The organism is Streptomyces sp. NPDC058678, assembly GCF_042714835.1.
Classification (GTDB): Bacteria; Actinomycetota; Actinomycetes; order Streptomycetales; family Streptomycetaceae; genus Streptomyces.
Map to the genome: position 1 here is coordinate 1 of NZ_JBHXSG010000047.1, position 12833 is coordinate 12833.

Sequence of the window (12833 nt, forward strand, 5' to 3'; positions counted from 1 at the left end):
CCGGAGAATGTCCTGGTCCGGGACGAGCCTGTGGGCCCCGGATTAATCCGGGGCCCACAGGCACGCTGCTGATTGCGGGGTTACCAGCGATACCAGCGGCCCTTGCGGCCGCCTGTGTCCGCGGAGCGCATGACGAAGCCGAGCAGCCAGACGACCAGCACGATGACGGCGATCCACCACAGTGCCTTCAGCGCGAAACCTGCGCCGAAGAGGATCAGGGCCAGCAGAAGAACGAGAAGCAGGGGAACCATAGTTATCAACCTCCGTCGCTCCTCGTGCCCGGCGAATGCAAGAACACACGGTCGATTTCCCTGGTTTCTCCACTGCTCTTGCGGGCACTGAACCCCGTCCCTCCACGGTGTTCACCTGGGGCCGGTGGGCGGCTTTCGGTTCGGTCGAGTTCCATGCAGAGTGGCGCAGGCGCAGCCCGGTACGTGACACGATCGACGCCTTCCGTCGGCACACGATCGACTACTAGCCCGCAGGTTCGCTACGGCCCACCTTTCTGCTGGGCTGTGCGGGGCGGTGCCGCCTTGATCCCCAAGCTGGCTGCATTGCCGACGGCGGACCTTCGTTGAGCAGATTCCTGGGCTGACCCGCCGTCACGCTCAGCGGACTGACCGGCTGCGTTCGGCCTTGGCCGAGGTGGGCCTCGCTTTGGCCGGCCGCGCCGGCGCCCGCCTTGCGGACGTCTTCGGCATCTCCGCCAGCCGCAGCACGGTATTGCGGCTGGTCGATGCGATGCCGGGCCCTCAGCCGTCGGCCCCGCGGGTGGTGGGCATCGACGAGTACGCGATGCGCAAGGGCCGTGTCTACGGGACTGTGCTGGTTGATGTCGAAACCCGCAGGCCCGTGGATCTGCTGCCCGACCGCGAGGCGGCCACCGTCGCTGCCTGGCTTGCTGAGTGTCCCGGGATTGAGGTGGTCTGCCGCGACCGTGCCCCCTTCTTCGCCGAAGGCGCCAGCACCGGGGCACCCACTGCGGTGCAGGTCGCAGATCGCTTCCATCTCTGGCGCAACCTTGGTGAGGCAGCCGAGCGGTGCGTGTCGCGCCATCGGTCCTGTCTGCGAGCGCCATTCGCGTTGCCCGGCTCCGAGAAGCTGACCGTCGTGATCGTGTTGGTCTTCGGCGTGCTGATCGCCCCTACCGCGTTCGGCCAGACCATCCTTGACGTCGTTGGCTAACTCGCTCAGGGAGGGAGGGCGGGATGGGCGGCGCGGACGCTGCCGGGGATCGGGGCGCACTCGCCGGTGTTGCGCGCCGGGCGGGGCCGCCGCGCCGGGCCGCCGACGGTGTGACGGCTCAAGGACCCCACCGCATGGCTCAGGAAAGCCCGCCCAGCCCTCCGGCCCCGGTCCCTCGCCCCGTTCTCTCCCTGGCCCAGGACTGCGGGCAATGCCATGAATGGGGCACCGTCGTCACCCCCGACGGCCACCATGAGCTGTGTCCGGCCTGCCAGCACCACACCAGCGGGGTCATCGACCCGTCCGTGTCTGAGGAGACGGTCGACCGCGCGTCCGCTCACCCGTGATACTCGCGAGCCCTCACCCAGCACGACATCACGCACCGGTGGGTGGTCACATCAGGCGGCCTGCCGGGTTCCCGCCGGGATCGTCGGCCAGCACGATGGCGGCCATGATGCGCTTGCCCACCGGTTCGCGTCGCATCTCGAAGCTGCGGCATGCGCCGATCACGATTTCGAGGCCGTGCTGTCCGACCCGGCCCGGATCAGGGCTCCGGGCCACCGGCAGCGTCGGATCGGTGTCCCACACGCTGACCTCCACGGCACCGCCGTTGATCTCCAAGTCCAGCAGGCACGGGCCGGGCGCGTATTTGTGCGCGTTGGTCACCAGCTCGCTGACCACCAGCTGCACCAGGCCCATCGCACGGTCCGACACCGCATGAGACAAATCAGCGTGAGACAAACCAGCCAGTTTGAACCTGCGCTCCGGATATCCCGCACTGTGCCTGGAGTGTCTCCCGATGCCGAGTCCGTGATCCCAGCTGTAGGCAGTCGATGCATCCGTTGAGCCCTTTGACGCTGAGGAAGTCGGCGGAATGACCGACCCTGAAGACCCGTACCGCAGCATCCGGCGGACCGAATACACCCTGCTTCTGATCGTCGTGGTCCTGGGCGCCGTCGGGGTGGTGACCGAAACGGTGTGGTTGCTAGTGATCGCGGCATGGGTCCTGATCGCCGCCGGCCTGATGGAGATGTTCTTCCGGCCTTGACCATGCTCCGCCTGGCGTGGTTTCAGCAGTTTCAACTGGGTCAGGCTGGGAGGGGAACAAGGCCGAGGACGAGCTCAGCCGACGCGTGCCCACCCCGGATGCGGCCGCCAGGGCTGAGGTCCGCATACTCGGTGATCATCGGGTTCGGTGACCGGTGCGTTGCGCAGGTAGGCAAGGCCAATGGGGGACAGGTGGGGGATATGCAGGACGCCAACAAACTGGCGGTGCCGGAAGTGGTGGACAGTCCAGCTCTGAGGGCACAGCCGACCGGGAGTCTGGCGCGGTGGTTGCTGCATCATCGGGTGCAGCCGGTCGGGCCGGCGGCCGGTGAGGGGCATACCGAGCCGCACGCCTGGTGGAAGGTGATGTGTCTGACCGGGGTGGACTACTTCTCCAGCTTGGCCTACGTGCCGGCGATCGCGGCGCTTGCGGCAGGGGCGGTGTCGCCGCTCGCGACTTTGCTGATCGTGGCGTTGACCCTGGTGGGCATGCTGCCGATGTACCGGCGGGTGGCGCGGGAGAGCCCGCACGGAGCCGGGTCGGTGGCGATGCTGGAGGATCTGCTGCCGTTTTGGCGGGGCAAGCTGTTCGTGCTGGTCCTGCTCGGCTTCGTGGCCACGTCGTGGATCATCACGATCACCTTGTCTGCCGCGGACGCCTCCGTCCACATGGTGGAGAACCCTTACCTGCCCCATGCCCTGCACGGTCATGAGGTCGCCATCACGGTGGCGTTGTTGCTGGTCCTCGGAGGGGTGTTCCTGCTCGGGTTCAGCGAAGCGGTCAGTGTGGCCATCCCGCTTGTCGCGGTCTTCCTGGTGCTCAACGCCGTGATTATCGCCGTCGGATTGGTGGATGTGTTCACCACGCCGGGGGCATGGTCGGCGTGGACGGACGCGCTCGTCGAGGGCGGAGGCGGGTTCGGCGATCTGGTGGGGCCGGCACTGGTGGCGTTTCCGCTGCTGGTGCTGGGGCTGTCCGGCTTCGAGACGGGGGTGAGCATGATGCCGCTCGTGTCCGCCGACGGCGCCGACGCTGAGCAGCGGCTGCGTTCGCGGATCCGCAACACCCGCAGGCTGCTGACCACCGCCGCGCTCATCATGAGCGTCTACCTGCTGTCCGCGAGTTTCGTGACCACCGTCCTCATTCCTCACAAGGAGTTCGAGCCCGGTGGCGGGGCCAACGGCCGTGCACTGGCCTGGCTGGCTCACGAGAACGTCGGGGAGGCGTTCGGTACCGTCTATGACGTCAGCACCATCTTGATCCTGTGGTTCGCGGGCGCATCCGCGATGGCGGGGTTGGTCAACATCGTCCCGCGGTACCTGCCCCACTACGGCATGGCCCCGGAGTGGGGACGCGCGGTACGCCCCGTCGTGATGGTCTACACCGCCCTGTGTGTTCTCATCACCATCGCGTTCGACGCCGACGTCGACGCCCAGGCCGGCGCCTACGCCACGGGTATCCTGGCCATGATGGTCTCCGGCGCCTTCGCCGTCACCGTCTCGGTCGTACGCCGCCGCCAGCGCGCGACTGCCACAGGCTTCGCAGCTCTCACCGCGGTCCTGCTCTACGCCCTGGTGGCGAACATCGTCGACAAGCCCGACGGCATCGCCATCTCCGGCATGTTCATCTCCGGCATCATCGCTGTGTCGCTGATCTCCCGGGTGTCGCGCACCACCGAACTGCGCGCCGACCGCATCGTCTTCGACGAGGCTGCCCGCCGGTTCATCACCGACACCCTCACCCACGACAACTCCATCAACATCATCGCCAACCGCCGCCAGGCCGGAGACGGCGACGAGTACTCGGCCAAGGAGCGCGAGCAGCGCGGCAGCAATCCGGTGCCCGCCCCGGCCGATGTGCTGTTCGTGGAGATCGACGTGGTCGACCCGTCCGACTTCAGCGAAGTCCTCGCCGTCCGCGGCGTCGAAGTCGACGGCTACCGCATCCTGCGCGCCGAGGCCCCGGCCGCCCCGAACGCCATCGCCGCGATCCTGCTCGCCCTCCGCAACGCCACCGGCGTGCAGCCGCACTGCTACTTCGCGTGGGCCGAAGGGAGCCCGCTGATGCACATGTTCCGCTACTTCCTGCTCGGCCGCGGCGACACCGCTCCGGTCACCCGCGAGATCATCCGCAGCAACGAACCCGACCCCGACCGCCGCCCCGGCATCCACGTCGGCGGCTGACTCAGCGCTCCGTCCAGCGAAGACGACGCCCGGGACCTGCCCGATGGGTCAGTGACGAGCCGGACTGTCGATCTCTGGGGCGGGGTGATCTGACTGATCCTCAATGGGCTCAGTTGGAGCCGCACTTGCCGAAGAACACCGGTCGGGGTGGACGGTGGAAGGACCACCGGCAGGTCATCAAGTGGTCCAAGGTGGGTGTGGACTCCACCGTGTGTCGTGCTCATCAGCACGCCGCTGTGCACACAAGCAGGCGTCGCGGAAATAGGACTCGGTGGCGTCGCCGGCCATCTTGAACTGCACCAGGTAATTGCCGTCGGCCTTGGTATCGAAGGTCTCGGCGACGGGTCCCGCGGTGCAGGAAGGTCCAGCGACTGCCCGCCCCCTCGGCAGCCAGCCACCTCCGAGAGTTACAAAACCGCAGATTGTCGGGCATTTCCGCACGCTGGCCTGCGGCGCGCCGCCCGGCGGAACGATCAGGCGGCGTGGCAGAGCGCCGCGCGGCCGACCGGGGCCGAGGCGTGGGCCACGGTCGCGGGCACGGGCCGGGCGGTGCGGACGGTGGCCGCGGCCTGGGAGCGGTTCCGCGCGAAGACGACGAGGCGCAGCACCGCGAACCGCGCGACACCGGCGAGTGCGGAGGCGGACAGGTAGACGGCCTGCTCGAGCACGGCACCGGGCGCTGCCACCAGCTGCTGCAGGAAAAGCATCGCCACGCAGGTCACCGCGTACGCAGCCGCCGCGGACCCGGCCGACTGCGCGTGCTGGCGCCAGGTCGCGCGCCCGCCCGCGCCAAAGGTGAAGCGGGCGTGCAGCTCGGTGGCGAGGAGCGTGGAGACCAGGGTGATCAGGGCGTTGGCCAGGACCCAGGGAATCCAGGAGGCGAGGGCCGCCACGGCGAAGCTGGAGGCGAGCCCCACCCCGCCGCCGCAGAGCACGAAGCGGGCGAAGGCGGTGAAGGTGCCGGGTGACACCTGCTGCTGGTTCTGTGCTGTCTCCACGATCCCGCCCCTTTGATGGCTCACTCCGCGAAACGCGCACCCCTCGGCCTGCGAGGCCGAGCAGCGCACCACCCATGCGCCATCATGGCACATGAGTGGCGTCATGATGGGTCGAATATGGCGCCACGTGCATCACTGATGGCGCCACAGTGTGGAAGGAGTCGCGAATGTACAGTTCAGCGACTCAGCGCAGCTTCGGTGCGCACCGGGGGCGTGGTAATGCTCATCGCTGCCGGAGGAGTCGTAGACAAGTGGGGCGAAGGCAACCCCCTGTACCGCGGTGCCAAATCCGCCCTGGCCCATGTCTTGGCCGAGGCTCGCGATGAGGCCGAGAACGCGGAGAACGCCATGCGGGCCAAAGAAGTCCCGGCCTTGGTCAGTGGATTCCTCGGCGTCTGCGTCCCACCACCGCGGTCGGCCGGCCTACGCCTGGCCCGTTTCCCTGCCGGCTCAGCCGACGTGGACCCGAGGGCGACGCGAACGGTCGGGCTCGGCCTCGCGCAGCACCTCGCGGGTGACCGGGGCGACCTCGCCCTGGCCGAAAAGAAAGAAGCGCAGGAAGTTGGCGAAGGGGTTGCCCTCGGTCCACTCGAAGTAGATGTGCGGGATGCGGCCGGTGGTGTCGCGGACGTGCAGGACGAGGGCGGCGAGGGCGTTGGGGATGGAGGAGGACTCCAAGGTCAGCACGCGGTAGCGGCCGTGCATCACTTCGCCGCGTACGGTCATGCCCGCCTCGAATTCGGAGGGGTCGAGCACGGTGACCTCGACGAAGACGAAGTCCTCCTGGGAGGGGACGTCGTTGTCCGCGCGGATCTGCTGGATCTTCTCGCGGTACTCGGCGATGTCGCGGTTGTCGGGCTCGTTGGCGATGAACCGGATCCGGCGGCTGGCGATGTCGCGTACGAAGCGCTCTGCCATGGAGTCCAGCTCCACCCCGGTGACGCGCAGTTCGAAGGCGCGGGCGAGGCGGGACAGCAGCGAGACGAGGATGATGGCGGCGATGAAGCAGGCGCCGATCTTCACACCGTCGGGGCGCTCGATGACGTTGGCCACGGTCGTGTAGAGGAAGACCGTCGAGATGACGGCGAAGGCGATGGTCCAGTTGCGCTGGCCGGCCTTGCGGGCGGCGATGGTGACCGCGATTGCGGCGGAGCTGATCAGTACCAGGACGCCGGTGGCGTAGGCGCCGCCCTGGGCGTCGACGTCGGCGTCGAAGATCCACGTGACCAGGAACCCGATCAGCGTGAAGACGATCACCATGGGGCGTACGGCGCGTGCCCAGTGCGGGGCCATACCGTACCGGGGCAGGTAGCGGGGCATCAGGTTGAGCAGCCCGGCCATGGCCGAGGCGCCGGCGAACCACAGGATGGCGATGGTGGAGACGTCGTAGACGGTGCCGAATGCGTTGCCGAGGTACTCGTGCGCCAGGTAGGCGAGTGCCCGTCCGTTGGCCTGGCCGCCCGACTCGAACTCCTTCTCCGGGATGAGCAGCGTGGTGATGAAGCTCGTGCAGATCAGGAACACGCTCATGATCAGTGCTGCCGTGGTCAGCAGCTTCTTCGTGCCCCGGATACGGCCCGCGGGCTTCTCGTCGGTGTCGCCGGGATCGCCCGCGACGTGGGGCATCACCGCCACGCCGGTCTCGAAGCCGGACAAGCCCAGCGCCAGCTTCGGGAAGACCAGCAGCGCCACCCCGACCATGGCAAAAACGTTTCCGTGCTCGGCGGTCAGGGCGGTGGACCAGTCGGTGATCACATGGCCTTCGGTGATCACATGCCAGAGTCCCACCATCACGACCACGGCGTTGAGCGCGAGATAGACGCCGACGAGGGCGACGGCGACGCCGATCGCCTCCAGGAAGCCCTTGAGGAACACCGCACCCAGCAGCGCGATGAGCACCAGCGTGATCAACAGCTCTTTGTTGTGCAGAGGGTCGGCCAGATGAGGGTTCTCCACCAGATGGGTAGAGGCGTCCGCAGCCGACAGGGTGATGGTGATCAGGAAGTCGGTGGCGGCGAAGCCGAGCAGGGTCAGGACGAACAGCTTGCCCTTCCAGAAGGACAGCAACCGCTCCAGCATCGCGATCGACCCCTCGCCGCGGTGACTCTCCTCGGCCACCCGCCGGTAGACGGGCAGGGCGCCCGCCAGGGTGACTATCACGAGCACGATGGTGGCCACCGGGGACAGCAGTCCGGCCGCGAGGGCCGCGATACCGGGCTGGTAGCCGAGCGTGGAGAAGTAGTCGACGCCGGTCAGGCACATCACCCGCCACCACCGCTGCCCCTTGTGCGCGGGCTCCGGCACGGCGTGCGGCCCCTGCTGGTGGCCCGCCATGTCGGACAGGCCCTCCAGCATCCACGCGCGCACGCGACTCGTGCGCGGACGGGCGCGGTCGGTGGTGGCCATCGGTGTACTCCTGACGTGCGGCTCAGCGTGCGGATCCGGCCATCACGCGGACGGCGGGGGTCAACGTATGCATCCAGTGATCCACAGGCCCAGGGAGGGGCGCACGCTGAGAGGAACGTCTCCGCCGGTCCTGGCCGCCCATTGTCGCCATCGGGAGCGGGTTCGGCGACGCGGACGAGGAGCAGACGCGCCTATGGCGGCGCGGGCTGCCAGGTGAGGGAGTCTTCCGTGCGGCTGCTGTCAGGGCTCGGTCCGTAGTGCGGCCGACTGACGCTGCTGGGCCCGCGTCCGAGCTGGCCGAATTTCGCTGCAGCGTGCGGGTCGGCGTTCGGCGCCCCGCTTGAAGGTCGAACGAGCCCACTGGTAGCCGACCACCTCGAGCCTGCGCGCCAGGCGGGAGCCGTCCACGTCCCGTTGCCGATCCGTTCCGCACGCAGTGTGGACCGTGTGTCCGTACACGTCGAGTCACGCGTCCAGGTGTGCGCGAATGAGCGTGTCGAGTCGCTGCCATGCCGGGGACGAGGCGTTGACCGTGCCCTGGATGAGGGCGGGGATCTCGGAGGCCGTATCCAGCTGGGGCGGTTCGTCGGGTCCGTAGCGTTTCCGGGTCGCCTCGGTGATCCGGCGGGCGAGGTCGTCGATGCGGGGATCGTCGGCGTCAAGGCCGTGCGCGTGGTCGTAGTCGAGGAAGAGCTGCCGCAGCGCCGGATCGGCCAGGGTCTCGGCCTGGTCGTGAAACAGGGTGATCGCCTGGTCCGGGTGGGTGGCGAACACGAGGATCCACAGGTCGCGTTGCAGGTCCGCCCAACGAGGGGTGAACCCCCAGCGGGCCAGGTCCTCCAGATGGGCACCGACCTCGGTGGGCAGCGGCGCCAGCTGCCCGGCGGCGAGCTGGCGCAGGCGCTCCTGCGTTGCCCGCAGGCCACGGATGCGGGTGGTGAGCTCGTCGTCGATCTCGCGCAGCGCCTGCTGGAACTCCTCGTCGGGCGCTGATCGCAGGTCGCGGATACGGGCCAGGGGGACGCCGGCTTCGGCGAGGGTGCGGATCTTGATCAGGGCGATGGCATCGTTGGCGCCGTATCGCCGGTAGCCGGACGCATCGCGGTCGGGCTCGGGGAGCAGTCCTTTGTCGTGGTAGACGCGGATGGTCTTGATCGACACTCCGACGTACCGCGCCAGTTGCCCGATGGTGATCACCCGGCCATCGTCCCACTTGACCCTTCCCCTGGGGCAGGGGTGCAGCATGGCGTCATGGCGAACACGAAAGTCGATCGGGAGACCCTGCGCGAGCTGGCCGATGAGGGCAACGAGACCGCTTTGGACCGGCTGGCCGACCTCGCCGACGCGGCCGGCGACCTCGGGGAGCTGAGCGAGCTGTTGGACGAGGGGTCCATGCACGCCGGGTTCTTGCTCACGCGACGCGCGGTGGCGACCGGCGACCTGCGCGAGCTGCAACGGATCTCCGACGCCGGGTACGACGAGGCCGGCAACGAGCTGGACCGGCTGTTGAAGGCACCTGCCGACGGGCCGCAGGACTGAGGATCCGAGCAGCCGCTGCGGTGGGGTTCCAGGCCGTGGCCATCGGGTTCGGCTCGCCGCTGGCGTGCTCGGGCCAGAGTGTTCGGCATGGCCGAACCGGTGCGCGTCAGCGATAGGCGGTGAGGAGGGCCGGCGCCTGCTGCGGATCATCCGCTGCGGCACCGGTTCGGTGGTCACCTGGCGCTCAGATGGTGCTTCTGTCCGCCCAGGGTATGGGGGTGGCGAGGATCGCCGGGCGACGTTCACTGAGCGACGGCCGGGTCGGCGACGTTACTTTCACCCTCACGGATGCGGTGTTCGTCGCACACGCCCCCGGCGTGAACTTGGTGGCCAGCACGATGACGAGCACGAGGCCTATGACCGCGCAGATGAGCGGCTGCTCTCACTCCAGACCGGAAACCTTGAACACCGTCAGCGCCGTCTCCCGGTCGATCCGCTGCGACAACCGGAGCAGCGCGCTCGTCCCGCACGTCAGGGATCCGCGGGTGGCGGAGACGCGCGCGTCCTCGTCGAGGCGGTGCCACAGCGGTGGGTTGGCGATCAGAACGCGGGGGTCGATTTCGAGCCGCCCGCCGAACGTGTCGCGCAGTACGAGCCGCTGTCCGACACCGTCCAGGCATCGGACGGACACCAGGTGGTCGGTGTGGATCCGCCGCTCCCTCAGCAGCCCGCGTGAGGCCAGCCAGCCCTCGCCCGCGGCCACCCGAGTCGGGAACAGCACCAGGAAGAGCAGGACGGCGAGGGTGGCCCAGAGCGCGCCGCGCCAGAGTGTGAAGCTGCCGGCGCCCCAGTCGATCACTAGCAGGAGGCTGAGGAGAACGGCTGAGCAGTGGATCGAGCTGCGTAGGTCCGCGGCCCAGAGGTGGTCGTATGCCGCTTCGGAGGGCTGGTGCGCGAGAGTGCTGACCGTGTCGTCTCGCGCATCGTCGGGGTGTCCCATGGCGCTGAGGCTAGGCACCGAGACGGCCGACGCCTCGCGTCTTGATGTCTCCCTGATGAGGTCTCTGCCCGATTTTGACGCCACGGCCATGGCGGGGGCGGGAGCCAGGTTCCTGGCTCGCGACCGTCGTGTACGTCAGAGGGCGTCAACGTTCCGCCAAGGTTGGGCGGTTCAGCGCGAAGAATGCGCAAGGAGCCTGTGTACGCAGCCGGAAGCGGGCGGAACCTGGGCTGACCCGCGCACCGCCTCCCCGGGTGCGCGGGCCCTACGTAGTACCCGGCCGTGAGCGGTTGTACGTGAAGGAGCCCGCATCCCATGTCCGTTCTGACCGCCGAGACCGGCGCAGCCCCCGCCGACGACGACCCCCCGGATACCGGCGAGCGCCACCGGCTCACCGCCCTCACGGGGCTGGCCGCCCTCTCGCTCGACGCGATGGCCTCGGTGGCGTACGGCCCCGAAGCCATCGTCCTGGTTCTGGCCGCCGCCGGTGCGCACGGCCTCGGCTTCACACTGCCGGTCACACTCGCCATCGCCGGGCTGCTCGGGGTGCTCGTCGCCTCCTACCGGCAGGTGATCGCCGCGTTCCCGGACGGCGGCGGCTCGTACGCCGTGGCCAAGACGCATCTGGGCACGCGGACCAGCCTGGTGGCCGCCGCCTCGCTCGTCCTGGACTACGTGCTCAACGTGGCGGTGGCCGTGACCGCCGGTGTCGCCGCCCTGACCTCCGCCTTCCCCGGCCTGTACGGCGAGCGGCTGTGGCTGTGCCTGGCCGCGCTGGTGCTGATCACCGGGGTCAACCTGCGAGGGATCGTGGAGTCGGCCCGCGCGTTCATCGTGCCGACCGTGGTCTTCGTCGCCTCGACCCTGGTGCTCATCGTGGTGGGGCTGTTCCGCTCCGCGCCCGTGAGCACCCACACCGCGTCCGGACACGTCTCGGTCCTCGCCGACAACGCCACGACCGTCGGTGCACTGCTGCTGCTGAAGGCTTTCGCCTCCGGGTGCAGCGCGCTGACGGGCGTCGAGGCCCTCGCCAACGCCGTGCCGTCGTTCCGGGTGCCCCGCGTCAGGCGGGCCCAGTGGGCGGAGGTCGCCCTCGGTGCGGTGCTCGGTGTGATGCTCATCGGCCTGTCGGTGCTGATCTCGCGCTTCCACCTCCAGCCGGTCGAGGGCGTCACCGTCCTCGCGCAGCTCGCGGACGCCTCGCTCGGCCACAACTGGGCTTTCTACGTCATCCAGTTCGCCACGATGATCCTGCTGGCTCTGTCCGCGAACACCTCCTTCGGCGGCCTCCCGGTGCTGTTGAAGCTGCTGGCCCGTGACAACTACCTGCCGCACGTGTTCGCCCTGAAGGCCGACCGCCAGGTCCACCGCCACGGCGTCCTCGCGCTGGCGGCCGTATCGGCCGGGCTGCTGGTCTTCTCCGGCGGCAACACGAACACCCTTGTTCCGCTGTTCGCCATCGGCGTCTTCGTCGGCTTCACCATCGCCCAGGTCGGCATGGTCCGGCACTGGCGCGGCGAGCGAGGAGAGGGATGGCACGGTAAGGCGGTGCTGAACGGGCTGGGCGCGGTCCTCACGGGGGTGTCGGCCGTCGTGGTCACCGTGACAAAGTTCGAGGAGGGTGCCTGGCTGCTCGTCATTGCCCTGCCGCTGCTGGTCGCCGTATTCGAGGCGGTGCAGCGGGCGTACGCGCGAATCGGCGAGCGGCTCGGCCTGGGCGGCATCCCGGAGCCGCCGCACCGAGCCCGATCCGTTGTGATCGTCCCGGTGTCCAACCTGTCTGTGCTGACCTGTGAAGCCCTGAACGCCGCCACCTCGCTCGGCGACGAGGTGCACGCGGTCACCGTCTGTCATCCGGACGCCGAGGACCAGGCGCAGACCGCCAGGCTGGAACGGGACTGGGCCCAGTGGAATCCGGGCGTGCCGCTGGTCCGAATCGCCTCCGAGCACCGCGCCCTCGGCCGCCCGATCGCCGCGTACGTACGAGGGATCGCCGGGCCCGGCGCCCGCGTCACGGTCCTGATCCCCGAGGTCGAGCCCGACCGGCTGTGGCAGCGGCTGCTGCAGAACCAGCGGGGAGCGGTCGTCGCGCATGCCGTACGCCAGGACACGGACGCGGTGATCTGCCGGCTGCGGTTCCGAATCTTCTGACCGCTGCGCCCGAACGGCCCGCACCTCACCGGTGTGGGCCGTCGGCGCTCCCGGGAGGAGCTGGTCCGGCACCCGCGGGGGCCTCCGGCGTATGGGTTCCGTCAAAAGCGAACGGGCCGCCGTAAGGGAGGCGTCAACGGCGGCCGCATCGGGTCGGTGAGGCGCTTTCCTCTAATCGTCCGTTCGATCCGAACCTCATCTAGGAGCTCGCGATGGCCGACCTGGCCTTCGTCGTCACCACAATCGCGGTCTTCGCGCTGGTGGCTCTCGTCGCCAAGGGGGTGACGAAGCTGTGACCGCCGAGAACATCGTCGGCCTGATCGTGGCCGTCGCCCTGTTGGGCTATCTCGTCCTCGCCCTGATCTTCCCGGAGAGGTTCTGAG

Annotated in this window: 13 protein-coding genes and 1 pseudogene; 8 read left to right on the forward strand and 6 right to left on the reverse strand. The window is 68.9% G+C overall.

Translation table 11 applies throughout. The features are described from left to right. Nucleotides 1–80: 80 nt before the first annotated feature. Complete coding sequence (locus ACFWWR_RS33590; protein ID WP_030933194.1) at nucleotides 81–251, reverse strand: DUF5670 family protein; 171 nt, start codon at nucleotides 249–251, stop codon at nucleotides 81–83. A gap of 298 nt (nucleotides 252–549) precedes the next feature. Here ACFWWR_RS33590 and ACFWWR_RS33595 point away from each other — a divergent pair, with 298 nt between their 5' ends. Both ACFWWR_RS33595 and ACFWWR_RS33600 read left to right on the forward strand, forming a co-directional pair. After that, complete coding sequence (locus tag ACFWWR_RS33595; RefSeq protein ID WP_384307307.1) at nucleotides 550–1185, forward strand: ISL3 family transposase; 636 nt, start codon at nucleotides 550–552, stop codon at nucleotides 1183–1185. Nucleotides 1186–1319: 134 nt separating this feature from the next. Continuing rightward, the gene (locus ACFWWR_RS33600) at nucleotides 1320–1532 is read left to right on the forward strand and encodes a hypothetical protein (protein ID WP_384307258.1); all 213 of its coding nucleotides are present in this window, start codon (nucleotides 1320–1322) and stop codon (nucleotides 1530–1532) included. A gap of 46 nt (nucleotides 1533–1578) precedes the next feature. Here the strand turns inward: ACFWWR_RS33600 and ACFWWR_RS33605 are convergent, their stop codons facing one another. Further along, nucleotides 1579–2091 carry an ATP-binding protein gene (locus tag ACFWWR_RS33605; protein WP_384307310.1) on the reverse strand — a complete coding sequence of 171 codons (513 nt, stop codon included), beginning with the start codon at nucleotides 2089–2091 and terminating at the stop codon, nucleotides 1579–1581. Between ACFWWR_RS33605 and ACFWWR_RS33610 the strand changes: the two genes are divergently transcribed. The 3 genes and pseudogenes from ACFWWR_RS33610 to ACFWWR_RS33620 form a co-directional block, all read left to right on the forward strand. Next, on the forward strand, nucleotides 2060–2233 hold the full coding sequence (locus ACFWWR_RS33610; protein ID WP_384307313.1) for a hypothetical protein: 174 nt from the start codon (nucleotides 2060–2062) through the stop codon (nucleotides 2231–2233). The genes ACFWWR_RS33605 and ACFWWR_RS33610 overlap by 32 nt on opposite strands. Before the next feature lie 200 nt (nucleotides 2234–2433). Continuing rightward, nucleotides 2434–4416 carry an amino acid transporter gene (locus ACFWWR_RS33615; protein WP_384307260.1) on the forward strand — a complete coding sequence of 661 codons (1983 nt, stop codon included), beginning with the start codon at nucleotides 2434–2436 and terminating at the stop codon, nucleotides 4414–4416. Between the two features lie 74 nt (nucleotides 4417–4490). Further along, nucleotides 4491–4595 (forward strand): annotated as a pseudogene (locus ACFWWR_RS33620) (IS5/IS1182 family transposase); the annotation flags it as partial. Between the two features lie 294 nt (nucleotides 4596–4889). Here the strand turns inward: ACFWWR_RS33620 and ACFWWR_RS33625 are convergent. The 3 genes from ACFWWR_RS33625 to ACFWWR_RS33635 all read right to left on the reverse strand — a co-directional run bounded on the left by ACFWWR_RS33625 (nucleotide 4890) and on the right by ACFWWR_RS33635 (nucleotide 9017). After that, nucleotides 4890–5414: a hypothetical protein gene (locus tag ACFWWR_RS33625; protein ID WP_383872147.1), complete on the reverse strand. Its 525-nt coding sequence runs from the start codon at nucleotides 5412–5414 to the stop codon at nucleotides 4890–4892. Nucleotides 5415–5864: 450 nt separating this feature from the next. Then, complete coding sequence (locus tag ACFWWR_RS33630; protein ID WP_383872150.1) at nucleotides 5865–7820, reverse strand: amino acid transporter; 1956 nt, start codon at nucleotides 7818–7820, stop codon at nucleotides 5865–5867. A 465-nt stretch (nucleotides 7821–8285) separates the two neighbouring features. Beyond that, the gene (locus ACFWWR_RS33635) at nucleotides 8286–9017 is read right to left on the reverse strand and encodes a MerR family transcriptional regulator (RefSeq protein ID WP_383872153.1); all 732 of its coding nucleotides are present in this window, start codon (nucleotides 9015–9017) and stop codon (nucleotides 8286–8288) included. Nucleotides 9018–9071: 54 nt separating this feature from the next. Here ACFWWR_RS33635 and ACFWWR_RS33640 point away from each other — a divergent pair, with 54 nt between their 5' ends. After that, entirely contained in the window at nucleotides 9072–9359 is a 288-nt protein-coding gene (locus ACFWWR_RS33640; RefSeq protein WP_384307263.1) for a hypothetical protein, read from the forward strand. A 382-nt stretch (nucleotides 9360–9741) separates the two neighbouring features. On the opposite strand, the gene ACFWWR_RS33645 is transcribed toward ACFWWR_RS33640, so the two are convergent. Beyond that, nucleotides 9742–10299: a hypothetical protein gene (locus tag ACFWWR_RS33645; RefSeq protein WP_384307265.1), complete on the reverse strand. Its 558-nt coding sequence runs from the start codon at nucleotides 10297–10299 to the stop codon at nucleotides 9742–9744. A 315-nt stretch (nucleotides 10300–10614) separates the two neighbouring features. Between ACFWWR_RS33645 and ACFWWR_RS33650 the strand changes: the two genes are divergently transcribed. Further along, nucleotides 10615–12450, forward strand: coding sequence for an APC family permease (locus ACFWWR_RS33650; RefSeq protein WP_383872162.1), 1836 nt, complete (start codon nucleotides 10615–10617; stop codon nucleotides 12448–12450). A gap of 292 nt (nucleotides 12451–12742) precedes the next feature. Further along, the gene (kdpF, locus tag ACFWWR_RS33655) at nucleotides 12743–12832 is read left to right on the forward strand and encodes a K(+)-transporting ATPase subunit F (RefSeq protein WP_037659531.1); all 90 of its coding nucleotides are present in this window, start codon (nucleotides 12743–12745) and stop codon (nucleotides 12830–12832) included. Nucleotide 12833 lies beyond the last annotated feature (1 nt).

Coding starts and splice junctions, on each gene's coding strand:
- ACFWWR_RS33610 (WP_384307313.1), top strand. CDS start 2,060: ATGACCGACCCTGAAGACCCGTACCGCAGCATCCGGCGGACCGAATAC.
- ACFWWR_RS33600 (WP_384307258.1), top strand. CDS start 1,320: ATGGCTCAGGAAAGCCCGCCCAGCCCTCCGGCCCCGGTCCCTCGCCCC.
- ACFWWR_RS33605 (WP_384307310.1), bottom strand. CDS start 2,091: ATGCTGCGGTACGGGTCTTCAGGGTCGGTCATTCCGCCGACTTCCTCA.
- ACFWWR_RS33590 (WP_030933194.1), bottom strand. CDS start 251: ATGGTTCCCCTGCTTCTCGTTCTTCTGCTGGCCCTGATCCTCTTCGGC.
- ACFWWR_RS33650 (WP_383872162.1), top strand. CDS start 10,615: ATGTCCGTTCTGACCGCCGAGACCGGCGCAGCCCCCGCCGACGACGAC.
- ACFWWR_RS33615 (WP_384307260.1), top strand. CDS start 2,434: ATGCAGGACGCCAACAAACTGGCGGTGCCGGAAGTGGTGGACAGTCCA.
- ACFWWR_RS33640 (WP_384307263.1), top strand. CDS start 9,072: ATGGCGAACACGAAAGTCGATCGGGAGACCCTGCGCGAGCTGGCCGAT.
- ACFWWR_RS33645 (WP_384307265.1), bottom strand. CDS start 10,299: ATGGGACACCCCGACGATGCGCGAGACGACACGGTCAGCACTCTCGCG.
- ACFWWR_RS33630 (WP_383872150.1), bottom strand. CDS start 7,820: ATGGCCACCACCGACCGCGCCCGTCCGCGCACGAGTCGCGTGCGCGCG.